We start from the raw sequence: 23,766 nt of genomic DNA on the forward strand, positions 1-23,766 counted from the left end.
TAAAAAAATTCCTCCTATGATTTATTTATATTCTATCATAGAAGGATTATTTTTTACAGACTTTTTCTCACACTCTCAAATTACTAAAGAAATTTCACAAGCTCGGTATATCGGTAAAGCCTCTGCCTTGCAGAAGTTCATTACCTGAGCCGTTCAATTTACCGGAATTAATTTACAAATTTGCTGATGCTAAAAAAGTGTGAGAGTAAAAAGTATAGTCTTGGATTACCTTTAAAACCAGTCCATGACTATACTTTTGTTTTACATAACATATTCTTTTTAATTTAGAATATTTCGTCATTCACTCCAGCTAATTACATTCGTAATTCGTTCGTTAAGCTCATTGAACTGTCTTTCGGAAAGATATGCTTTAACCTCGTCTAAATCTATTGATTTAAGTTTTTGAGCAATATCCTTGTAATTGACTATAAAATGTTCGCAAAGGTCATCTAACGGAATAGATGCAGAATTACCCATTGTTGTTCTTGACAATCCTAACAATCCCTCTTGAAAAGCAACATTGTGATCGTAACACGGTGATACAGACTTAAATTCAAATGTTTCACTATTGTATAGAAGTCCATAATTATCATCATGCAAATCAGGGTTTGCTATAATATAATTAAATATATACATTCTCTGCAACTGATTAATAATGTCCCGATACTTATCATCATTTATCAAGATATTATATATTTCGTCTGATGTATCAAAATATGTTTTCAGTTCACTTGCATGAACAAGAGAAGTTGAGTAGTCTGTAAAAATTTTAATCTTTACATATTCCCCATCCAAAGCTACTTCTGCAACATTTACACCAATTTGCTTTCCTATAAGATATGCCGGATATTCTAATACAGAATCTTTTTTCAACTTATAAATATAACCGCCAAATACGGCTTTAGGAAAGTATCCTTTTGTAGTAAATAAAGATGTAAAGCCCTTTAGCATATCTTCATTTTCGGTAATTTCACCTGTTAATGCCACATTATTAAGGGCAAGATTATCATCTCTTAATTTTTTGAGTTCGTCCAAATCTGCAATAGAATCATGAGTCCTTATCCAAAAATTATCGGTAAAAGAAATACCCGAACTGTCCTTAATAACCTTATCTCTGTCTCTGCCAATTTTACGAGCAATATAAACCATATTCATATATGTTCTGTTGAGATTATTTATTCTATTATTAAGCCAATCTAAAACATATGCAGAAGATATTTTTTCTTTGCCACGCAATCCAAACGGAAGATGTGCTTTTTCATACACCGTAACTTCATCAGTTTCTATATTGAATTCCAGAATGGGAATATTTTCAAACATAATAGTATATCTTTTTACTTTCTCTGTCTCTCGTCCACTATTAGGGATTGTAAACTTATCCATACTCTGCACCTACTTTAAATCTTCCGTTTTAAAAGTTGTGTAACCCTCATAATAATAACTCGTGTCAATGCCCTTCATATACACTTCACGGTCATTTATTTTGTTTGTCAACGCATTTTTGAGAACATATTTAATCTCAATATCACGAATAGGACTACGCTCCATCGCAAGCAGGTAATCTTCCTTGTCAACCTTGCTCCAGTCAACAACCTTTCCGATTTCTTTTTTCAAAATCAAATCCAACCAAATACGAGTTGCTCTGCCGTTGCCCTCACGAAACGGATGAGCGATGTTCATTTCAACATATTTTTCGATAATTTCATCAAATGAGGATTGAGGCATTTTATCAATATTCTCAAGTGCCGAACACAAATACATCAACGGAGCAAAGCGAAAATTCCCCTTTGCAATATTTACTTCTCTGATTTTTCCCGCAAAGTCGTAAATATCTTCAAATAAATATTTATGAATAGCACAAAGCGTTTCAGACGTACCGGGTGTCAATGTATCAAGAATACCTGTTTCAAACAGTTTCAGTGCCTTTTGCTTGCTTATTTTTTCTTCTGTCCGTGCAAGTTCAGCAGAATCTGTTATACCTAATCTATTTTCAAGTGCCATTTTCACCCCTCCGTATTCTGAACAATTTAACTGATGATTTCAATTATATATTTTATTATATCACATATCTTGCCACATTCCAATGATATTTGTGCAAAAACTATTTCACTAAATCTTATAGCAATTCCTCTTGTCTTCTTTCATTTTTCAACGAAGAGAAATATTTTTCAAAATATTCATTACGCACTTTAGTTATTGCAATTTTATTGTCTATGGCATAATTATAGACGCTATTCCAAATACCATACAGATGTTCGGAAAACTTATTTATATCATCTTCTTTTTTACATTCCTCAACAACATTTCTGCTCCAAGCAATAATATCTTCTTTTTCGCAAATCTGTTCCAAATATTCAAACATTTCTTTCATTATATTTTCGAAAAATTCACCCAAGCAAATACACTCATTTATCCACTCAGTATTTACATCATTGAACTTCTCTAACCACTTATCTCTATTGTATTTTATAAATGCATCCTTCACTCTCACGGATAATCTAATATTTTTATCTATATCTTTATATCTAAACGTTTCGGATAACATAGCTTCCATATAATTATTCTCTATATTCATCATGCCGTAACTATTTTGATGAAATATATCTTTTATTTCATCAGCAAATGCATCTAATTCTTGTGCTTGTTCCTCTTCTGTTTCTTCATCTTTATAAGAAAATTCCTGTGTCTGTTCATCTTCTTCATCTTTATAGGAAAATTCCGATGTTTGTTCATCTTCTGTTTCTTTATCTTTTAAAAGGAATTCCACCGTCTGGTCCACGTATTTTTTATCATATTCACAAGAAAATTCCAATGTTTGTTCATCTTCTTCATCTTCTTCATCTTCTTCATCTTCATAAGAATTATAAATGTCACAAAAACACTCTCGATAATTCTTTATATAATAAAATACCCATTTATCAACGTTTATCTCAGTTTCAAGATACATACGTTTCAAATACGTCCCCAAAAATAAAGGGTATGTACTGTAATTTGTTACATTAACTATATACTTATATTTGTCATTCACATTATTATAGTGGCGTATATTTTTAATCCTATTTTTCAAATTCTTATCTTCATCCATTTTAATACTTATCATCGAATCCAATATAAAGTTGATAGGTTGAAATAATCTTTCAAATTCATATCCGCCAATACTATTGATCATGTTGTTATAGCCCTCATTGTTACTGAACTGAGAACATTTATCGGTCAACATATTATCAACAAACAATCGTAATCCGCTTATTAGTTCCCCTTTGCCACCATCAACTTTGGTTATTGCTGTACGCTCCGTTTTCGGTACTTTGCATTTTATACCGTAATTATTTGCTTCTTTCGTTAATATACTGAATATAGATAATATATCAAGCATGATCTTTTCAGACTCTTCTTCCCAAAAGAATTCGGGATCTATAAGGTTTTCTTCATTTTTATAGTTATAATTTTCCCCATAGTAAACGTTTCGAACGATTTTACTAAAAGCATTTTTCATATCATCAATAATAATCTTCGCACAGTTTATGTATTTCGTTTCGCAATGATTTTTCTCATATACCCAAACAGCAATATCCTTGATTAGTTCATCAACAAAATCAGAAAATTTATTATTTATTATTAAGAATTTCATATACGGAAGTCTGTTGAATGAAATATTGCATTTTTTATTTGGTTGAAAAAAATTTTTAATAATATATTTACGCATCTGTTGTTCTATATCTTTTTGTGGATTTTCAACATGTATATTTTTTTTATTATTCATATTTTCTTCACCTGTACCCCATGCTCCATACATGTCTTTATTTATTATGAACATAATGTCTTTTAAATCTTCAATTCGAACGCTGTCTTCTTTTTTTGTAAATCTTCCAAATAACCATCCTTGTTCACCAATGTAAAAACAAAATATAATGTTTAGAAAATATAGAAGTATTATTGAAAATATTGTATATCTGTCTTTAAATTTATATTTCTTTATATATCCGCCCTTTATATGTTCCTTACGATAATACTTACCTAAATAATTATCATCTATGCCTTCTATTATCCCTTCAAAGTATTGTTTCATATCATTTATGGGATTATATTCTGTGTCGTTCAATGTTTCAGTGAAATTATCTTCATCGTTTTCATTTAGCATCTTATCCCACACGCCATCAATCGCTTCAAATTTAGTTATAAATACTATAAACGAATTATTTTCTTTAATCGACTCTTCAGATATATCTGTTCTAGGTTCTTTATCCAACTTAAATTCAACAACATTTTCCACCAAATAATTAAACAAAGTTTCCCCCTTAGTTCTCCATTTTGATATTGGCTTTTCTTTTTCTATCGCATATAAATAATCTCCAATATATTTATATGGTATATTCGAAGTTGCACACATATAGCCAAATAAATATTTTCCCAATCGGGTTAAACTTATTGCGTGTTGTTTGTCAAACAACTCTTTTTTAAACAATCCTTCTTCATTCGTTATATTCCATCTCAGTAGATAACGAAATCTACGTTCATATTTCATACGCAGTTTGTTTTCTTCATTCGTATCCTGCTCACAAAATTTCTTCCACATCACAATCCACCTTTTTTGCCAATTAATTTTTCAAATTACAATATCCTCATTCATTCCAAACTTATTTTATAAAATTATATCATTTTGGCACAGATTATGCAATATTTTTTTCTAAAACATTTTTATATTGCGTATTTTATTATTTATTTACAGATTATTTAAGTATATTATTATATATATCAGCTGATCGCTTGAAAGATTAATCTAAAAAGCAGTAACTTGCGAAGTGCTTGCGAAATCTTTTAGGCCTCATTTCGCAGGCAAAAATAGCGTAATCATGCGCCGAACGAGAAAAACAAATAAAAATCAACTTATATAGGAGGAAATATAATGGACTCATCCAATTATTCACAAACTTACAACATCCAGGATATTATAGACAAAATTGAAGAAGAAACTAATTTGACCGTTCCTTCAGCTGTGATAATACCATTGAAACAACACAGAACCGTCAACCTTAATGCAAATGATACATTTGAAATTGATGTAAAGCTGATGACAAGAAAGAGAATATTTAAAAAAATTTCAATTCAGCCGGCCGAAATTGAAAATCCTAATCTTGTTTACAAGTTTGGTACAAAAGGTGTAAGTCGCCTATCAGAAGATGAATGGGACATTTGCAAGAAAATTTACCATAAGCTATCGGAGAATATTGACGAGGAATGTGTTTACGGTTTTGTTGGTGAATTTGATAACAAATACATTTTTGGTGATAACATCATCTCGCCAACTTCAACAAACACTATTAAAAATGTATTTTTTAGAAGTCCTTGTACAATCGAACATGCGAGTGCAAACTTCTTTTTTGAAAAGTATCTTCCATGCTTCAAAAGTCAGACAGAGGGTCTCATCTTTTTGTTTACCCTGCTTTTAAGCACTTGTATATCACGATTGGGTAACTTAGGCACTGATCGACCGTCATTTATTTTGGCTGTTATAGGTCGCACAGGTAGCTATAAAACTTCTACGGTTCAAGCTACACTCAATCCATATAATAATGAAAATTTTAGTGTTTGTTCTTTTGAAGACACAGTTGCCAGTATTGTAGCAACCTTAAAACAGTCGCGTGATATGATCACAATTGTTGATGATTTTTATACAAATACTGACAGAGAAATAACTGCCACGCTTGAAAAAATTATACGCCTTAACGGTGACAAATCATCAGTTGCTAAGAAAATGAGCGGTAAAAAAATCGTATCCGAATCGTCTGATACAATCACGGTTGTCACCGGTGAACAGATTCCAAAAGTGCGATTTTCGTCGATCCCGCGTATGTTCATTATCGACTTCCAAGAGGCAGTCAATTTGCAGGCATTAACGGAGTTACAGGCCTCACAAGCTGAGTTCAGAGGTGCATTGGCTGATTTTATTCAATACACATTAGATATTGACTTTTGTATTAAATTGAGGCAAAAATTCTTGGATCATCGAGATAGCATTTCCCATCACGCAGCTCCGAAATGGCACCCGCGTTATACATCAATGTGTTGTTGGTTTTTGGCAATTTACGATATGTTTTGCGAATATTGCACTGCAAAAAATATATTTTTCACCAACATCAGTGATTTTCCATCAAACATTCGTCACTACATCGCCGAGCAAAGCAAGCGTTATCTTGAAAACGACAGTATCTTCATATTTTTCAAGATACTTGACTCATTACGTGTCGAAAACAAGCTACATAAAATAAATACATCAAAAATCACCAATGACACACCAAAAACAGATATTTTATATGACGATAATTACATTTGGCTTGAAAGCGTTAATGTTTTTGCTAAAATCAAACTTGCATGCCAAAATGAAGGCATTTCGTTTGATTTATCTCGGCAAGAACTTTACCAAAAATTAGAAAGTGAGAAATTACTTATAACAAAGAACAACCATCGTTCATACGAATATCGAAAAGGACAATTTAGGCAATCCGTTATATGTTTGCCAAGAAATAATCTCAACCGTTATTTGACTTATGATAAGGAGGACATCAAACTATGAGTACTGAAAGCGAAAATCTATACACAAAGAATGATCAACTAATAGCACAAATTTATGATAACCTTTCGGGAGAGAATAAATCAGAAGAAGCAATTTCGCTTCTTCTAAATCCTAACCATATCTCACCAACAGAACAGGTAAAAATTCTTGGACTATTAGGTGAAAAGGATGAAAGATTTCATTCTTTGCTCATCAAAACAGTATTAAATAATATTAATATTTTAGACAATAACGAGTCGTTTAAAATAATTAATAATCATTTTATACAACTGGTAAATCAAGCTTATTTACTTGATGATAACGCAATAATTAAGATTTGTCAAGACTTATTTTATCTTATAAGTCAAGGTGTAGCTGCATTTTATCCATACATTTGGATACTGCTAAAAAACCATGGTCATATCACAACATACACCGACAAGAAATTAAGAACCATCAACCATTATGCAGTCGTTTTCAGTTTCGATGGGTACAATGCTAAATCCATCCGAGAAATACTCAAAAGCAACTGTATATTATGCTCAGAACAAGCACTCAGTGCATTTAAAACAGTAAAAACAAAGAAAGAACAAGCATATTCACAATGTGCAAAAGCATTGCTATATATCATGGTTCAAGCTTTTAAGAAACAACAGCCGGACTATGATAAATTTGACGAATACCTATCTGATATTCCAAATAAGTATTGCGAAGAACTTCGTTGCGATTCATTATCAAGAAATTCCGAAAGGCTGTATGCTAATTTGTATAGTTTTTTTGAGAATGGCGGTCACAAGCAAGTTTATGGCTTGTAATTGCTGAAGCCGATATGTAACTGCCCTTGTTTCATTTATGTATTATTTTCATAGAGGAGGAAAACACAATGCAAAAAAGTATTTTACATTTAGACAAAAAACAAGGGCAGACATATCATGCCATATTTAAAAATAATCATGGGAGGCGGTTATACATACAACTACAAATTAATAATAACGAAATTTTCATTTCAGATTGTTTTTACACCGACAGACCTGCAAGGAACGGACATCATGCCGTTCCCTGCAAATTTCATACTTCACACTGTACTTGTGACAGTTTAATTGATGTGTTCAAAAATGAGCTTGACAAAACATTTTTCGGAATTGAATTTTGCGATATCGAAAACCATTTATCAACAGAAGAATATATCAAATTAAAAACACAAGTCAAAACCAAATATAAATTTTTAATTCTTGTAAACGATAATAATACATATAAAACAAGACTAAAAAATCGTATTCACAGGTCGATTTTGCTTGAAATCGTTCGTAACGGCAACAAAGGAACAATTATCGATTGTCACTACAGCGACAGAACATACAAGCGAAACAGTGCATACATAACACCGTCAGGACTGACAAGTATTACTTTTGATTTTAGTCTTTACAACATATTAAAAATAGTCAATTCTGAGCTTAATTGTGATTTTACCGATGTTATCATCACGCAGGACAGTTTTGGCTTTAACGATTCTCCCCTACCGATTTGCGGGAGTATTTAGACAAACCATACACCGCATAAAATAAACTAAAAATGGAGGTAATCATAATGTCGGAATACACGGATATAAGAAACAATACATATCAAATACATCAGCGTTCGCTTGTGAATACTTCTCAAGCGGAGCAACAAAAGCAAGAAATTATAGAAGAATTGTATCGTATCTTTGATAAGAAATAATTTTATTAAAATCTGAAAGGAGGAAGCAAAGATGGCGATTGCGTTATACGCAAGAAAATCAATAGAACGTGAAAACAGTATTTCATGCGAAACACAGATAGAATACTGCAAATCAGTAATCAAGCCTGATGAACGCAGTGAGAAAACCATTGAATTTATCGACAACGGATATTCGGGCGGCAATGTTGACCGTGACGGTTTTCAAAAAATGATGCGTCAAATTGAACGCGGTAAAATCGGCAAGGTTATTGTGTACCGTCTTGACCGTATCAGCAGAAGTCTTTCGGATTTTGTGGGTATTTTGGAAACACTCAAAAAGCATAATGTTCAGTTTGTTTCCTCTCAAGAATCCTTCGACACGTCAAGTCCGTACGGTGAAATGATCGTGAAAATACTTATGGTATTCGCCGAATTTGAACGCAAAAGCATTATTGAACGCGTCAAACACGCATATGCTTACAGAAGTGAAATGGGACTGTATATGGGCGGTCGCCGTCCGTACGGTTTTAATTTAAAAGATACTGTTATAAACAACGTCAAAACAAAAATGTTTGAGCCTGTTACGAATGAAATTGAGCAGATAAAATACATTTTTGAAAATTATTCAATACCGAATGTAACGTTGCGGCGGCTTATGGATAATTTGATTGACAACAACATTTCAGCCACCACAGGCAGTTGGTCCACCGCAAAACTGTCAAACATCATAAAAAATCCAATCTACGTAAAGGCTGATAACGCCATATACGAATACTACTCAAAACGCAATGCCAACATCATGAGCGACATCAATCAATTTGACGGCTTGCACGGAATACAAACCTACGGCAAATCAAAGCATACTGCGGATGATATGTCGGATATTAAAATAGTGGTTATGCCGCATGATGGTATTATAAATTCTGACCTATGGCTAAAATGTCAGAAGAAAATTGAGAAAAATAAAAAGCTCGGCAATTCCGTCAACAACTCTACAAGTTGGCTCGGCGGTAAAATTGCTTGTAAGCAATGCGGCAGAACAATGACCGTAACAAAAGGCGGTAAGAAAAAAGACGGCACACAAACACGTTATTTCAGTTGTACAGGCAAGTCGCATAATCGCATATGTAACGGTCCTAAAGTGACGCTGTATGCCGACAGTTTGGAAGATATGGTATATAACCTTATCGCCGAAAAACTCCAGTCACTGAAAGGCTCTCGCAAAAAGATTTCAACAGACAATTCAAACAAGATTAATCTGCTGAAAAATCAGCTTAGCGAAATTAAACAGTCACAAGAAAAGATTGTTAATATGCTTTTGGACGACAACTTTGAATCGGATATGAAATCACTTCTGAACGAAAAAGCCAAAAAGTTGTCCGAAGAAAGTAAGGCGATTACAGAAAAAATCGAAGATCTTGAAAGTGAAGAAAATGAAATAATCAGTGTTATAAACCTATCACAAAAGTGGAAAAGTGCAAATACAGACGAACGCAAAGCCGTTTGCAATGTGCTTATACATAAAATATTCATATGTGAGGACGGCACTTGTGAAGTAGTATGGAATATATAATAAAAAGCACCTATTTTCGATTATGAAAATAGGTGCTTAATTTTATAAATATCTGCCTGTTATACTTTTTTTATTCAATTTTATTTCCTGCGGTGTTCCGCTTGCAATGATTTTACCGCCATTTTCACCGCCTCCCGGTCCCATATCTATAACATAATCGGCATTGCGAATTACGTCAAGGTCGTGTTCAATGACAATTACGGTTGCACCGTTATCCAAAAGTGCCTGAAAAACTTTGAGCAATACCTGTACATCTAACGGATGCAAACCGATTGACGGCTCATCAAACACGAAAACAGAATCACTCTGTATCTTTCCAATCTCACTCGCCAGTTTCAATCGTTGTGCTTCACCGCCGGATAGGCTCGGTGTTTCCTCGCCAAGTGTCAGATAACCAAGTCCCAACTGTTTTAGCGTATTCAGCTTTTGGCCGACGGTTTTCATATCCTTGCAAAATTCAACAGCTGTGTTTATATCCATATCCATAAGTTCAGGAAGAGAAACACTTTCACCCGCTTTATTTGTAAGCTTCACATCATAAGCAATTCTTGAGTAACGTGAGCCATGACAATCAGGACATTGAATATTTACATCCGGAAGAAATTGCACGTCAAGACTGACAACACCTGTACCGTCACAACCCGAACAACGTAATGAGCCTGTATTGTACGAAAAATCTCTTGCCTTATAGCCTTTATTTTTTGCGTCCTCGGACTTTGCGTAAAGTTTTCGCAATTCATCGTGAACACCTGCATAGGTAGCCACCGTAGAACGAACATTAATTCCGATAGGTGTTGCGTCAATCAGCTTGATACGTCGTATACCCTCGGCGGTAACATTTCTTATATGCTCCGGTAACGCATGACCGTTTATGTTTGCATCAAGTGCGGGAATTAAACTTTCCAACACCAAAGTCGTCTTGCCCGAACCCGACACTCCTGTAACAACGGTAAGTCTGCCTTTTGGAATGTCAACTTCCAACGGCTTGACCGTATGTATTTGAGATGTGGACAAATGAATATTTCCGTTTGCGAACAATTCTTCCTTTGTGGCACATGACCTTAGTTTTGTTTCGGCTTTACCGGATATAAAAGGTCCTATTTGAGAAGCGGGGTTTGCTTCCACATCTGCGATTGTACCTTGTGCAATCACATGACCGCCATTTGCCCCCGCTTCCGGTCCCATTTCCACAATCCAGTCTGCCTCTTTCAAAATCTGCGTGTCATGGTCTACCAAAATAACCGAATTGCCGTCCGATACAAGATCGTGCATAACACCTGTAAGTCCGACAATATTAGATGGGTGCAAACCGATTGACGGCTCGTCCAACACATAAAGAACACCTGTAGTGCGGTTACGCACGGCACGGGCAAGCTGCATACGCTGACGTTCGCCTGTCGAAAGTGTGGCTGCCGAACGGTCAAGAGTCAGATAGCCAAGACCTAAATCAATTAACCTCTTCGCCATACTTTCAAAAGTTTCACAGATACTTTCAGCCATAGGTTTCATCTCATCAGGCAGGCTTGTCGGAACACCACGCACCCAATCCACAAGTTCGGAAAGTGTCATATTGCAAACTTCATCAAGCGATATTCCTCTTAATTTCGGTGCACGGGCGGCGGCAGAAAGACGTGTTCCGTGACATTCGGGACAAATATCCTCTTTTAAAAATTTCTCTACTCGCTTCATGCCTTTTTCATCTTTGACTTTTGCAAGAGCATTCTCCACCGTGTAAACGGCATTAAAATATGTAAAATCCAATTCACCTGCATTTTCCGTATTTTTGGATTTGTAAAAAAGGTGTTTTTTAACCGCCGGACCGTGATAGACAATATCTTTTTCCTGTTCCGTCAAGTCACGGAACGGTACATCTGTACGCACCCCCATCTCACGGCAAACGTCCGTCATTAATGACCACATCAAGCTGTTCCACGGAGCAACTGCACCATCATCAATCGTAAGAGAGTCATCAGGCACAAGTGATGCCATATCAACGGTGTGAACAATTCCTGTACCACCACATTTTTGACAAGCACCTTGTGAATTGAATGCCAACTCCTCTGCCGACGGTGCATAAAAATGAACGCCACATTCCGAGCAGACTAATTCCTTCCCTGCGGCAACCGCCAGTGACGGTTTTAAGTAATGTCCGTTTGGGCAACGGTGGTTTGATAAACGTGAATACATAAGTCGCAAACTGTTTAGCAACTCCGTTCCCGTTCCGAATGTACTGCGTATTCCTGGTATACCGGGACGCTGATGTAATGCAAGTGCGGCGGGTACATAAAGCACCTCATCTACACTTGCTTTCGATGCCTGTGTCATTCGGCGGCGAGTGTAAGTAGACAGCGCTTCCAAATAGCGCCGAGAACCCTCTGCATATAATACACCCATTGCAAGAGAGGACTTACCCGAGCCTGACACTCCTGCAATACCTACAATTTTCCCCAACGGAATATCTACATCTATATTTTTAAGATTGTGGACTTTTGCTCCACGAATAAGTATTTTTTCTATCATTGGTTTTACTCCTAAATATCTTTTCCAAAAACACACTGAAAAAAGCATATCACAAGCATATCTATTTTGTCAATATTCTGCTAAAAATCGGAAAGAAGAAAACAAAGTAAGCGAATGGGATATATAGGTATTTTTATATATTGCGTTTGTGTTGTCGATATGCTATAATATTTTCAAAAGAGGTGAGATTCATGGACTTTTTAATAATGAATAGAGATACCGTTGTGGCAGAATGGATAGATAACAAATTAAATCTGATTAAGCCGTCACTTGCTCCAATGTATTTGGAACTTACAAGCAATGTTCCGAAGTGGCTTGAAACAAGAGCTATCGACTCACACAGAGCAAATTCAAGACTTCTTAAAAAGGCTTTGCGTCTTACCGAACGTGACGATATAGGCTCTGTTTTATCAGTGAATGCAGTCACCATTACGGATAATTATTGGATAAAACCGATTAACAGCGACCTTTGCTATGCCGATGTTCGTTTTGACAACGACTATTTTGCCACACTTGCTTTAACCGGCAGTTACGACAGTTTTAATCGAGCGGCGCATAGCAAAAGTACAAAAACTCCCGAACTTACCAATATAGGTAGCTTTGAAAAGTGTTGGAAACTGATTAACGGCGATTGGTGGATGTATAAAAAGGCTAATCACGATGAAATGTTTTCAGAATTTTTCATATATCAACTCGGAATGGAATTAGGCTTTAATATGGCTGAATACAAACGTGGCAATGGTGTTATTAAAACAAAGGATTTTACCGATAATGCCATGGTTAATTTTGAGCCTGCATTTAATTTTATGAATGACTGCGAGGACTATATACAAACTCTTGAGACATTAAAAGACCTTTGCCCTAATTGCATATGCGATTATGTGAAAATGTTGTTTCTTGATACAATATGTGCAAATCCTGATAGGCATACATTTAATTTCGGTATTCTGCGTGATATTAATACAGGTGATGTTTTGGGTTTAGCACCGAATTTTGACAATAATATGGCACTTATATCAAGAGGTTATCCTAAAAATATTAAGAGAAAAAATGATATATTCGTAAGTTTATTTAACGAACTGCTTGAATTTGATAACAGATTGAAAAAATATATTCCACCTCTGACAGAAGAAATTATTTTAAAAGTTATAAAATCAGTCGGGATGCGTGTCAGAAGTAAGGAAATAACTGAATTTATTATGAACGGATATAATCAGATAGAGCAATAAATAGAAGTACGGACATATTTGATTATCAGCATAAAATAGTACAAGGCTATGTCTGTACTCTACCGGGCTCATATATCCGAGAGATTTTTATTCGTTTTGTGTTAATAGCTGTTAAGCTCATTTATGAAATCTTCCATCGTGACGCCTATCCATGAGCGTCCATAAAACATTTCATTTTTTAATCTGCCTTGAATTGTCAAGTCAAATGCAACGATATATTAAAATAAACTTCAAAAGGCGATTTCCAGTTCAAGCATTTGCGTGGACGCTGATTTAAAATAAGAGCTTTATCTCTAATTAATGATGGTTTAATTTCTGTTAAATCCTGTTTTTTAGGAAAATATTCGCGTAGAAGTCCATTAGTATTCTCATTAGTACCTCTTTTCCATGGTTGATGTGGTTCAGGAAAATAGAATTGCACATCCTTTAGAGCTTTGCTTATTTCTTCATGTCGTGAAAATTCTTTGCCCCTATCAGGTGTAATTGTTTTTGGTTGACTATCTTTTAACATATGAATTATCGCTTGACACTGATAGAATCTTTTTTTGCTACTTTTTCGCACAACAAATAACGACTCTTTCGGTCAACAAGCGTTCCCTGTTACGCCTGCAACAGTATCAGCTTCCCAATCGCCTATTCGCTCTCGTTGATTCACTTGTTCTGGTCGTTCTGAAATGTGATGACTAATTTTACCTCTCGTTTCAATACAACCATTTTTATGTCTGGTTTTCCCTCTATGTCTTAACTTTCTTGCAACCCCTCGCTGCCCCGGTGATAATTTCCCTTCTTCTAAAAATCCTCGATATATTCCACGATAAATTGTAGCATAACTAATTTGTATAGGGTTTTTCTCATGTTTTAAACGAAATGAAATTTGCTCCGGAGACCATTGATATTGAAGAAACAATAATTGAACAGTTTTATGAATATCAGCATTTAATAACAATGGTTTTATTAATTGCAAATATGCCGTTATCGGCACAAATGCGTTGAAAATAATTTTAAATTTATTGATTTTGTTCCTGTAATGTGGTATAATATAAATAGATGTTAGGAGTGAGTTTATGAACTATTTATCTGTATCGCAAATGGCGAAAAAATGGAATATGTCCGAGCGTGGTGTTAGAAAATACTGTGCCGAGGATAAAATACCCGGTGCATTCCTAACGGGTAAGACTTGGAATATTCCCGAAAACGCAGAAAAAACCAAAAGAAAAAATAAAAAAAGCAATGAGCCTCAAACATTGCTTGAACGATTGAAATCAGAGAAAGCATCTCATATTTCCGGCGGAATATATCATAAAATACAGATTGAATTTACCTATAATTCAAATCACATTGAGGGAAGCAAACTTACCCACGACCAAACGAGATATATTTTTGAAACCAATACAATCGGAGTGGAAAATGATGCACTTAATGTTGATGACATTATTGAAACGGCAAATCATTTCAAATGTATCGATATGATAATTGATAATGCAAAATACAAGCTCACAGAAAAGTTTATAAAACAGTTGCATTATACTTTAAAATCCGGTACATCTGATTCAAGAAAAGATTGGTTTAATGTGGGCGAGTATAAAAAGCTCCCCAATGAAGTCGGCGGAAAAGAAACCGCAAAACCAGAAGATGTTGCAACTAAGATTAAAGCACTTTTAAAAGACTATAATCAAAAAGAAGAGCATACGCTTGAAGAAATCATAGACTTTCATTATAGTTTTGAAACAATACATCCGTTTCAAGACGGCAACGGCAGAGTAGGAAGACTTATTATGTTTAAAGAATGCCTGAAAAATAATATTGTTCCATTTATAATTGATGAAGATTTGAAGATGTTCTATTACAGAGGTCTGTCCGAATGGAACAATGAAAAAGGTTATTTGACCGATACTTGCCTTGCGGCACAGGATAAGTTCAAAAAGTATTTGGATTATTTTAAGGTACCGTATATCGAGTAATACAAAATAGCGATTTATAAATTTAGGAGTTTATTTATGACTTGAATTTACAATATAAGTGCAACAAGTAAAAAAATAATGACTCAAAGGGAAAAATCCAGTATAATAGAATTGCAACGACTATTATTGAAAGGATGATTCCCATGAGCCACTACAAACATTTTACCACAAAAGAACGAGAAAAGATACTGTTTTTTCTTGCACAAGAGAAAACAATTAGTTTTATAGCCAAAGAATTGCAGAGAGATAAATCATCGGTATCTCGTGAAATTAAGCGTAATACTAATACTGAAGGCATTTACTCGCCATCATACGCACAAAAGCAATATGAAATTCGAAGACGCAAATGTGGTAGAAAACCATTGTTATTAAATACTGATATTCATAAAACTGTTCAATTCTTGTTTCTTCAATATCAATGGTCTCCGGAACAAATTTCATTTCGTTTAAAACATGAGAAAAATCCTATACAAATTAGTTATGCTACAATTTATCGTGGAATATATCGAGGATTTTTAGAAGAAGGAAAATTATCCCCTGGGCAACGTGGAGTTGCAAGAAAGTTAAGACATAAAGGAAAAACCAGACATAAAAATGGTTGTATTGAAACGAGAGGCAAAATTAAAATTAGTCATCACATTTCAGAACGACCAGAACAAGCAAATCAATGAGAGAGAATAGGCGATTTGGAAGCTGATACTGTTGCAGGCGTAACAGGAAAAGCGTGTTTAGTAACGCTTGTTGACCGAAAGAGTCGTTATTTGTTGTGCGAAAAAGTAGCAAAAAAAGATTCTATCAGTGTAAAACAAGCGATAATTCATATGTTAAAAGATAGTCAAACAAAAACAATTACACCTGATAGAGGTAAAGAATTTTCACGACATGAAGAAATCAGCAAAGCTCTAAATGATGTGCAATTCTATTTTCCTGAACCACATCAACCATGGCTAAGAGGTACTAATGAGAATACTAATGGACTTCTACGCGAATATTTTCCTAAAAAACAGGATTTGACAGAAATTAAACCATCATTAATTAGAGATAAAACTCTTATTTTAAATCAGCGTCCACGCAAATGCTTGAACTGGAAATCGCCTTTTGAAGTTTATTTTGATATATCGTTGCATTTGACTTGACAATTCAAGGAATAAAAAATTGGTCGTAATGATCCGTGTCCGTGTGGAAGTGGGAAAAAACATAAAAAAATGTTGTGTTGACAAAGATTTAGATACAGACAGGAGTGCGGCCATTTATCAATAATAATATTTCAATTAAAAATTTATAATTTTCAATGTCTATAAATTGCACTTTCACACACCTTTTATATCCCCTAAATCTGTTTGAATGAGTCAAAATTGCTTCACCGAATCTTTGGAAATGTACTACTTCACGCTGGCGCAAGAATTTAATTACTTCATTAACGTCAGGGTCATCTGACAATTTAAGTATGTTATCATATACGGCACGTGCTTTTTGTTCTGCAGCCAAGTCTTCATAGAGATTTGTAAGCGGATCACCGGTTACGGCGATGCTTGCGGCGTTAAAAGGTGAACCTTGCGAGCTTTGTGGGAACACTGACGCACCGTTATCCGAATAATACTCCCACGAGCCCATTTCGCTCCACTCTTTAGGCGGAGCATTTTTTGAAAGCTGTGCAACAAGTGAGCCGACAATTTCCAAATGAGCAAGCTCTTATGCACACTGATGTTATCCATAATAGCCCACAAAAAAGAACGATTAAAAATAATCGTTCTTTCTTCATTTTGCACAAATTATGTATTAATCGTCGTCCCTGACAAGAATATCTGATAATTTGCAATCCAATGCTTTACATATCAAATCAAGTTGCTCAAGGCTAACACGTTCTACCAACTCATGATACAATTCATTAATGGTATTCGGTCTTATTCCAGTTTTTCGTGCAAGTTGTGCTTGGTTCCACCGTAGCTCACCGAGCTTTCGGCTTAGTAAAATTCTAATTGCCATTTTCTGCGTCCCTCTTGCAATAGTATATCACTTTTTTGTATGTTGATGTGACATTTGTTATATTTTATCCATACAATATATATTTTATCATTTTTTGATATTTTGATGTTATAAGTACAATTTTGGTGGTATATATAATGTAGAATATTTAATGAATGGAGAATTATATATGTCAAGCAATAAAATATCTTATTACACTTCAGCATTTGCTTTTATTGATGTATTAGGAACAAGTAACGCAATGCAAAATGAGAAAGATTGTTCCTTTCTTAACACCATGAATAATATGTATAAGTCAGCAATACATATTGCGCCATATTGCATCGACCCAAAGATAAAACATAAGATTTTTTCTGATAATATTGTTTTTGAGAGAATTATAAAAAGCAATGATGATCCGATTCAAATTGCTTTACAATTAATTGAATTTCTTGCAATCATACAAGAATTTTTTTCAGATAACAATAAACTAATCAGAGGTGGTGTAACTATTGGTCAATCTTATTTATCCGACAATTTAGTATTAGGTCCTGCGCTATTGGAAACTTATGAATTAGAATCGAAAAAAGCTATTTATCCACGCATTCTCATATCTGATACCATTATTTCAAAACTAAACTCAAATAATTATAATTCTAAACTTATAAAAAAAGACCGTGATAATAAATATTTTATAGACTATTTAAAAACAAGAACAAAAAATTATGATTATATTAAAAATAAAATTAATAATTATATTTCATTTTTAGAAAAAGAATTATCTAATGAAACTGACACTCGTATAAAAGCTAAATTACTTTGGTCAATAAATTATTGTAAAGAACGGTTGAAAGAATTAATGAACAACTAATTTCAACAATATTAATATACTTATATATAATTTCTGGTTTGGAAATATACTTTCAGTAGTATTGTAAAATAGGATGCCTAAGCATTACAGTTTAGACACCCTATTTTTTAATCAGATTTTAATTTTCATCAATCCGGCAACAAATTTAACTGCACGATATACAATAACGCATACCCACAATTTTGTATTGTTCAAGTCAAGATGTGCGTCATCTGTGCCTGATACAATACCATTGTCCAAACACCATTGAACAGGCTTATGCGCCCATTCAGGCATATTGTGGTCGATACAGTCATAAATCATTTCTGATTTATCTGCCTTTTTATTGTCTAACTCTTTTATTTTTTCGATAAGTTCCTCATATTGTGACACTGTCAGTCCCTCCTCATTTCTTAAAATCGCCTTAACCTTTTCTTTGAATGTCGTCCAACCGGCACTGTTCTCAGTTGCCCACTGTGCCGGACACTGTTTGTCCCACACGTCATAGTGGCGCAAAACAAATATATCAACGGTATCTGCCGTAATACCTATGTATTTACACAATTCAGCGCACAAATATGCGGTATTGTTGATTGTTTTTTCAGATACAATGGAATTTCCGCTACAACACATTTCAATGGATATGCTGTTTATGTTGCGGCATTCGGCATGCTTATATACCTTTGTGCCGCCCACCGCCCATGCAGCATTATTCAATGCGACTGATTGATAACAACTATCATCATCAGTAAACAAATGTGCCGATGCACCTCGTGAACCATTATGAAAATATGTTGCATTTGCTTTTGCGGTGTCCTTTGCATTTCCTGTGTAATGAATTACAATGAATTTCACTACACGGCTACTGTATGTGTAATAGTTTGCCGATGATGACTGTATTGACGTATCAATGTCAATACCCTTGAACTGTTTGATTGGGAAACCATCATTTATTGTCCTCATACTTACCACCTCTAACAACGAAATTTTCCCACTTCTTATAAACATCAAAGTATGTTTCGTTCTTATCTCCGTTATGGGTTATTTCGTAATACATTCCGTCCGATACAGTTGTTGACGCCAACGCTTTAAAATTCTGCAAGGTTTTGCAGCTCCAAACAATATATACATTATCTTCAGTAATTGTTTTATGGTCTGTCTTATCTACATGACTGTTAAAATAGTCAACGATTGTTTCTTTTATCAGTTTTATAAATTTTTTATCTGTCATATTTATTCCCTACTTTCATTATTTACTTCAGGTAAACCTGCAACAGAAGTTAAGAGCGAAAGCACACCTGCCAAAGCAGATGCACTACCTACCAATACCCAATTCACATCACCCAATGCGACTGCCGTTCCGATTGTAGCAACGGCTGTCTGTGCTACTGTCTTAATAGCACGAATACCTGCGGCTTTAAACCATTCTTTCATAACTCATTACCTCCTCAAAATCCTAACATCTTTACAACGTACCCTATTACAGCACCAACTAATACTGTAATTATTGCACCTACAACTGTTTCATATCGTTTAGTCGGACGTTTCTCTATCTCGTCAACTCGTGATGTAATATCCGAAACGTCCTCCCTCATAGCCTTAGTTTCAGTCGCCAAGATATGTACACTCTCAGTCAACCGGTCAAGGCTATCAAGTCGATGGTGAGCCGATTTAGTCGATTGCTCAACCACGGTCAGCCTTTCCCACAACTCCTTGTCATCTGCTTCCATAAATTAATCCTCCATCATTTGCATTAATTCTTTGTATTCATCATCAGTAATACGTTCTGCAAGAAGAAACACGTCAAGTTTATCCTTCATCGAATTCTTATCGTATCTACCGCTTGCAATTATTTTTTTACAATATCCATATGTCATTGATATTTCCTCCTCTTTATAATCCTAATTCCATCTTAGACATTCTGTAGTCCATATCAATATTAAATTCATCCTGTGCTTGTGGCAAAGATGCCTCATAAGCCTCTTTACTGCCATACTGGACTATTTCAGCCAATTCAGTGTATGGGTCATCCGTTCTTAGCTTTATACCCTCCATCCAAGTATATGGATTATTCAACTTTTCTACATTTTGAATACTTAACAGTTTATGTTTGTCAACATAATCTGTTTTGTAACTGTCGGATTCCTCTTCATTCAAAAAATATTCAAAAGTCAAATCAAAGTTATCCGGGTCATCATAACCTTCATCTAAGTATTTCACTGACTTCAAGGTCTTTAAAGTCACGATATAATTTACACACTGTACAATATTGTCGGGTGTAATTCTAAAAAATTCACTTATATTCATAGTTGCTCCTCCCAATTAACTTACACTTCTGAAAGACGGTGCTGTTATGCTTATTCCTGTTTTTGTATCAGTAGTTGATACACCTGTTCCTTGTGAACTTATCCAAGTCGATTGATTCACGTAACACGCCTCAAAGAAACAATAATTTTTCAATGTAGCCAAACTCGCCGCCGAAAACCATAACTTACAGTTAGATGCCATACAATAAGCACAGAAAATCACTGACGCCGATATATACAAGTCACAATGGTTAATATGAGATGCACTAAAATAGCCTTCTGCTTGAAGTATCTTAATTCGGCAGTTAGCAAGACTGTTAAAGTTTCCTGTTGTCGTTTCTGATTGACTAAATCGCCTACATTCAATTTGTGTGCCAATAATATTCATTGTAGAGTCGTCCTCAATATAGCTATGATTGCTACTAACAGTTGTGCCTATATGCTTTATAAAACCGCCAACCATACTACCCTCACACCTGTAAAAAACACCATTGCTAAGTGTGTTATTACTTGTTGTAGGAAATATTATATCTGTGTCAATAATTTCGGCAGTACAATCTCTAAATATCCACCAACAAGGATGGCTGTTATCATAGCGTTTTGCAGGCAATGTTACCGTTATTTTACTGTTGTTCAACTTTACATTACAATTTTTAAATAGTGAATCTGTATTATGTAGTGTATTTGCATATGTAATTGAGCAATTATCAAACTCCAACGAGGTATAGTCGCTAAAAGCGCCAACATCAGGTGACCAATTAGTTCTACAAGCGAAATTAATATCCATATTCTTAAATACTGCGGTTGCGTTTGTTTCAGATGTTTTAGATATAAGAACCTTATTACTTGTATTGATTTTCGTAATCCCTTTGCCTTGTCCCTCAATTATAATATTTTTACTATGTGTGAGTTGAGTTGACAAATTATATGTGCCCTCTAAAAGAATAATTTTACCACCACTTTTGGGTAGCAAATCAATAGCTTTTTGTATGACAATCCCAGCATCTTCATATTGATTACACATATAGTCCACATATCTTCCTTCCACCTCATCAGTTGTCGAACCTATAGTGATAACAGAAGAATTTCTACCACCTGATGTATAACCTGATGAGCCGACAATAACCCAATTCGTACCGTCATACACAAGCTCTAAACTTTCTAAAGCACTCCAAGATTTTGATGAGGTTATTGGTGCGTAGCTTATAACCCCATTATGAAAAAAAGAACGAGCACCGAATTTTATAATAGGTTTAGCTCCGGTATTGCTTACGTTTAGAGTTGCTCCTTCTGTAGAGGTATGTGACGAATTAAATTTAACAACAATTCTTGCACCTATAACCAATCTAAAGTTTGATATAGAAACAGTTTTCGCCGCCACATTATCATTAGTGGTACATTCTGCATATGGTGGTTGTTGCCATACAGGAGCACCACTACCATTACTTATTAATCTATATCCTGCTGTGCCTGCACTCGTTGGAGCATACCACGACTTGCTTGCTGTTGCCGAACCGTTATAGCTTGATGATGAGCCGTTCATTGTCAGTGTCAATGAATTCGGATTTTGCATTGACGTTGGTTTGTTTGACAGGTCAGTATATGAACCTGTAAACGCTACCGTTTTTAAATCGGCAAAGAATTTCTTTATCTTACCGAACAATGTGCTTAGCGTTTCACCACTCGCTATATTGGTTCGTGTACCCGATTCAGCAAAAGTCGGCTGTTGGTCGTTTGTCGCTACATTTGGTACATTGTCCAATCCCACTTGTGATTTTGTAACACTATGCGGATTAGATTTACTACCAATATGACTGATTAAATCTGCTATTGCTTTCATAATTTTTCCAAACGAAACTGATAACTTTTCTCCACTTGTAATATTGCTCAAAGATGAATTTTGAGAATATGTTGGTGTTTGATCGTTCGTTGCCACGTTTGGGACTTTGTCCAATCCAATCTGTTCTGCCGTGACACCATGTGGATTGCTTGTATCTGTGATATGTACATTCAAACTATTCTGTAATTCTTCATCTTCTGTTTTTCTTGTATTGACTTCATCTTCAAATTGCTTTAATGTTGGATATACAAGACTGTCAATATCAACAGTTACATTATTGACATCAGCGACTGTCAACGGAATATTAATGATAAATTCACTTAATGATGTACCGATGATTTTATCGCCGTGGCCATCAAACGCATATCCTATTAATGTTTCCGGATGCTCGTCATCATCAGTACCGTCAGCATTAACCACCTTTGCAAATAACCCTATTTCCATCAAATAAAAAGTTGGCAATATACTACAGCCAACCCTGTTTGAAAATTGTGTCGTTGTAATTATTGTACTGTTTTTTACACTCTTTTTTGATATTGGCAATTCGCCAAGAGGATGTATCAAATCAGTAAGCTCTGCTATATTTTCTGTACTTCTTATCCCATCACCAAACTTACCTTTGGTAAACTCTATAATTTTACCTTGTGCGGTTAATGCAGCATATTCAAGACCTGCTTTTGTAGGATAGAATTTTTCCATATTATCATACCTCCTCTAATGTAATTTCTTTTGATTTTTGAATAACACCACCAACATATATATCTCCTTTAGTAGCTTGTTCATAAAATATATCAAACACTTTATGCGATTGTTTAATCAGTTTGATTTTTTTTCTAACAGATTCTTCGTCTACCGTTGACGGAATAGATGAAATATATATTGCAAATCTATTTTTAGCGTAATATTCGTCCATTCGCACAGCTGCACCTGTCATTGCTGATATTATTTCTTCTATTCTTGCAGGATTCATAGCATTTCGTCTACGACGTTTTTCTATAATATTCTGCCGACGTTGCTCTACGCTCTCACTTTCATTAACAGGCAAGCCCATTGACTGCTCCCATAATGATAAAGACCATGTCGCTGTTTGTGGCAGCGTTTGATTTTTGAAATCTTCAACCATTGCCTTAACCTCGTCATTAGACATTCCGATAATCTGAAATAACCATAGTCCGACATAACTGTTACCATATTTATTGGTAACTCGTTGTATTATCTGTTGTCCTATCTCACTGGTTAATATCTGCTCCATTAATTCTGTTGAATACATA

General features: G+C 34.9%; 22 protein-coding genes and 4 pseudogenes. 10 read left to right on the forward strand and 16 right to left on the reverse strand.

Annotated features, from left to right (window positions below; translation table 11 throughout):
- Positions 1–297: 297 nt before the first annotated feature.
- The 3 genes from LKE05_RS07915 to LKE05_RS07925 all read right to left on the reverse strand — a co-directional run bounded on the left by LKE05_RS07915 (position 298) and on the right by LKE05_RS07925 (position 4,576).
- Positions 298–1,383, reverse strand: coding sequence for a HipA domain-containing protein (locus LKE05_RS07915; RefSeq protein WP_178832548.1), 1,086 nt, complete (start codon positions 1,381–1,383; stop codon positions 298–300).
- A gap of 9 nt (positions 1,384–1,392) precedes the next feature.
- Complete coding sequence (gene fic / locus LKE05_RS07920; RefSeq protein WP_308456464.1) at positions 1,393–2,001, reverse strand: protein adenylyltransferase Fic; 609 nt, start codon at positions 1,999–2,001, stop codon at positions 1,393–1,395.
- A gap of 115 nt (positions 2,002–2,116) precedes the next feature.
- Positions 2,117–4,576 carry a hypothetical protein gene (locus LKE05_RS07925; RefSeq protein WP_308456465.1) on the reverse strand — a complete coding sequence of 820 codons (2,460 nt, stop codon included), beginning with the start codon at positions 4,574–4,576 and terminating at the stop codon, positions 2,117–2,119.
- Positions 4,577–4,906: 330 nt separating this feature from the next.
- On the opposite strand from LKE05_RS07925, the gene LKE05_RS07930 reads away from it, so the two are divergent.
- From LKE05_RS07930 to LKE05_RS07950, 5 genes are all read left to right on the forward strand, one after another.
- Entirely contained in the window at positions 4,907–6,574 is a 1,668-nt protein-coding gene (locus LKE05_RS07930) for a hypothetical protein (RefSeq protein WP_308456466.1), read from the forward strand.
- Positions 6,571–7,368 (forward strand): hypothetical protein, encoded by a 798-nt coding sequence (locus LKE05_RS07935; protein WP_308456467.1) that lies wholly within the window; start codon positions 6,571–6,573, stop codon positions 7,366–7,368. The genes LKE05_RS07930 and LKE05_RS07935 overlap by 4 nt, the downstream gene beginning before the upstream one ends.
- A gap of 68 nt (positions 7,369–7,436) precedes the next feature.
- Positions 7,437–8,093: a hypothetical protein gene (locus tag LKE05_RS07940; protein ID WP_308456468.1), complete on the forward strand. Its 657-nt coding sequence runs from the start codon at positions 7,437–7,439 to the stop codon at positions 8,091–8,093.
- A 47-nt stretch (positions 8,094–8,140) separates the two neighbouring features.
- Entirely contained in the window at positions 8,141–8,272 is a 132-nt protein-coding gene (locus tag LKE05_RS07945) for a hypothetical protein (RefSeq protein WP_022230532.1), read from the forward strand.
- 31 nt (positions 8,273–8,303) lie between these two features.
- Positions 8,304–9,824, forward strand: coding sequence for a recombinase family protein (locus LKE05_RS07950; protein ID WP_308456469.1), 1,521 nt, complete (start codon positions 8,304–8,306; stop codon positions 9,822–9,824).
- Between the two features lie 42 nt (positions 9,825–9,866).
- On the opposite strand, the gene LKE05_RS07955 is transcribed toward LKE05_RS07950, so the two are convergent.
- Positions 9,867–12,344, reverse strand: coding sequence for an excinuclease ABC subunit UvrA (locus tag LKE05_RS07955; protein WP_308456470.1), 2,478 nt, complete (start codon positions 12,342–12,344; stop codon positions 9,867–9,869).
- A gap of 191 nt (positions 12,345–12,535) precedes the next feature.
- Between LKE05_RS07955 and LKE05_RS07960 the strand changes: the two genes are divergently transcribed.
- Positions 12,536–13,573 carry a HipA domain-containing protein gene (locus tag LKE05_RS07960; protein ID WP_308456471.1) on the forward strand — a complete coding sequence of 346 codons (1,038 nt, stop codon included), beginning with the start codon at positions 12,536–12,538 and terminating at the stop codon, positions 13,571–13,573.
- Between the two features lie 36 nt (positions 13,574–13,609).
- Here the strand turns inward: LKE05_RS07960 and LKE05_RS07965 are convergent.
- Together LKE05_RS07965 and LKE05_RS07970 are read right to left on the reverse strand one after the other, a co-directional pair.
- A pseudogene (locus LKE05_RS07965) lies at positions 13,610–13,761 on the reverse strand (IS3 family transposase); the annotation flags it as partial.
- Between the two features lie 8 nt (positions 13,762–13,769).
- Positions 13,770–14,555: pseudogene (locus LKE05_RS07970) on the reverse strand (IS30 family transposase).
- An 82-nt stretch (positions 14,556–14,637) separates the two neighbouring features.
- On the opposite strand from LKE05_RS07970, the gene LKE05_RS07975 reads away from it, so the two are divergent.
- The 3 genes and pseudogenes from LKE05_RS07975 to LKE05_RS14075 form a co-directional block, all read left to right on the forward strand.
- Entirely contained in the window at positions 14,638–15,534 is an 897-nt protein-coding gene (locus LKE05_RS07975) for a Fic family protein (protein WP_308456472.1), read from the forward strand.
- A gap of 143 nt (positions 15,535–15,677) precedes the next feature.
- Positions 15,678–16,670: pseudogene (locus LKE05_RS07980) on the forward strand (IS30 family transposase).
- Between the two features lie 15 nt (positions 16,671–16,685).
- Positions 16,686–16,794: pseudogene (locus LKE05_RS14075) on the forward strand (SEC-C metal-binding domain-containing protein); the annotation flags it as partial.
- On the opposite strand, the gene LKE05_RS07985 reads toward LKE05_RS14075, so the two are convergent.
- Together LKE05_RS07985 and LKE05_RS07990 are read right to left on the reverse strand one after the other, a co-directional pair.
- Positions 16,759–17,214 carry a manganese catalase family protein gene (locus LKE05_RS07985; RefSeq protein WP_308456473.1) on the reverse strand — a complete coding sequence of 152 codons (456 nt, stop codon included), beginning with the start codon at positions 17,212–17,214 and terminating at the stop codon, positions 16,759–16,761. The pseudogene LKE05_RS14075 and the gene LKE05_RS07985 overlap by 36 nt on opposite strands.
- A gap of 99 nt (positions 17,215–17,313) precedes the next feature.
- Complete coding sequence (locus tag LKE05_RS07990) at positions 17,314–17,520, reverse strand: helix-turn-helix domain-containing protein (protein ID WP_147514316.1); 207 nt, start codon at positions 17,518–17,520, stop codon at positions 17,314–17,316.
- Between the two features lie 169 nt (positions 17,521–17,689).
- Between LKE05_RS07990 and LKE05_RS07995 the strand changes: the two genes are divergently transcribed.
- Positions 17,690–18,370: a hypothetical protein gene (locus LKE05_RS07995; RefSeq protein ID WP_308456474.1), complete on the forward strand. Its 681-nt coding sequence runs from the start codon at positions 17,690–17,692 to the stop codon at positions 18,368–18,370.
- A 111-nt stretch (positions 18,371–18,481) separates the two neighbouring features.
- Here the strand turns inward: LKE05_RS07995 and LKE05_RS08000 are convergent, their stop codons facing one another.
- Genes LKE05_RS08000 through LKE05_RS08035 form a run of 8 tightly spaced genes read right to left on the reverse strand, consistent with a single transcriptional unit; the run spans position 18,482 to position 23,747 of the window.
- The gene (locus LKE05_RS08000) at positions 18,482–19,312 is read right to left on the reverse strand and encodes a peptidoglycan recognition protein family protein (RefSeq protein ID WP_308456475.1); all 831 of its coding nucleotides are present in this window, start codon (positions 19,310–19,312) and stop codon (positions 18,482–18,484) included.
- A complete protein-coding gene (locus LKE05_RS08005) occupies positions 19,296–19,580 on the reverse strand; it encodes a DUF6275 family protein (RefSeq protein ID WP_308456476.1) in 285 nt (94 codons plus the stop codon). Before LKE05_RS08005 ends, LKE05_RS08000 begins: the two co-directional genes overlap by 17 nt.
- A gap of 2 nt (positions 19,581–19,582) precedes the next feature.
- Positions 19,583–19,783 (reverse strand): holin, encoded by a 201-nt coding sequence (locus LKE05_RS08010; protein ID WP_147514558.1) that lies wholly within the window; start codon positions 19,781–19,783, stop codon positions 19,583–19,585.
- Between the two features lie 14 nt (positions 19,784–19,797).
- On the reverse strand, positions 19,798–20,079 hold the full coding sequence (locus LKE05_RS08015) for a hypothetical protein (protein ID WP_308456477.1): 282 nt from the start codon (positions 20,077–20,079) through the stop codon (positions 19,798–19,800).
- Positions 20,080–20,082: 3 nt separating this feature from the next.
- Positions 20,083–20,226: a hypothetical protein gene (locus tag LKE05_RS08020; RefSeq protein ID WP_308456478.1), complete on the reverse strand. Its 144-nt coding sequence runs from the start codon at positions 20,224–20,226 to the stop codon at positions 20,083–20,085.
- Between the two features lie 16 nt (positions 20,227–20,242).
- The gene (locus tag LKE05_RS08025) at positions 20,243–20,656 is read right to left on the reverse strand and encodes a hypothetical protein (protein WP_147514559.1); all 414 of its coding nucleotides are present in this window, start codon (positions 20,654–20,656) and stop codon (positions 20,243–20,245) included.
- Between the two features lie 15 nt (positions 20,657–20,671).
- Positions 20,672–23,194, reverse strand: a complete 2,523-nt coding sequence (locus LKE05_RS08030; RefSeq protein WP_308456479.1) for a hypothetical protein — start codon at positions 23,192–23,194, stop codon at positions 20,672–20,674.
- 4 nt (positions 23,195–23,198) lie between these two features.
- A complete protein-coding gene (locus tag LKE05_RS08035; RefSeq protein WP_308456480.1) occupies positions 23,199–23,747 on the reverse strand; it encodes a putative phage tail protein in 549 nt (182 codons plus the stop codon).
- Positions 23,748–23,766 lie beyond the last annotated feature (19 nt).

This window comes from Hominilimicola fabiformis (genome assembly GCF_020687385.1).
GTDB lineage: Bacteria > Bacillota > Clostridia > UBA1381 > UBA1381 > Hominilimicola > Hominilimicola fabiformis.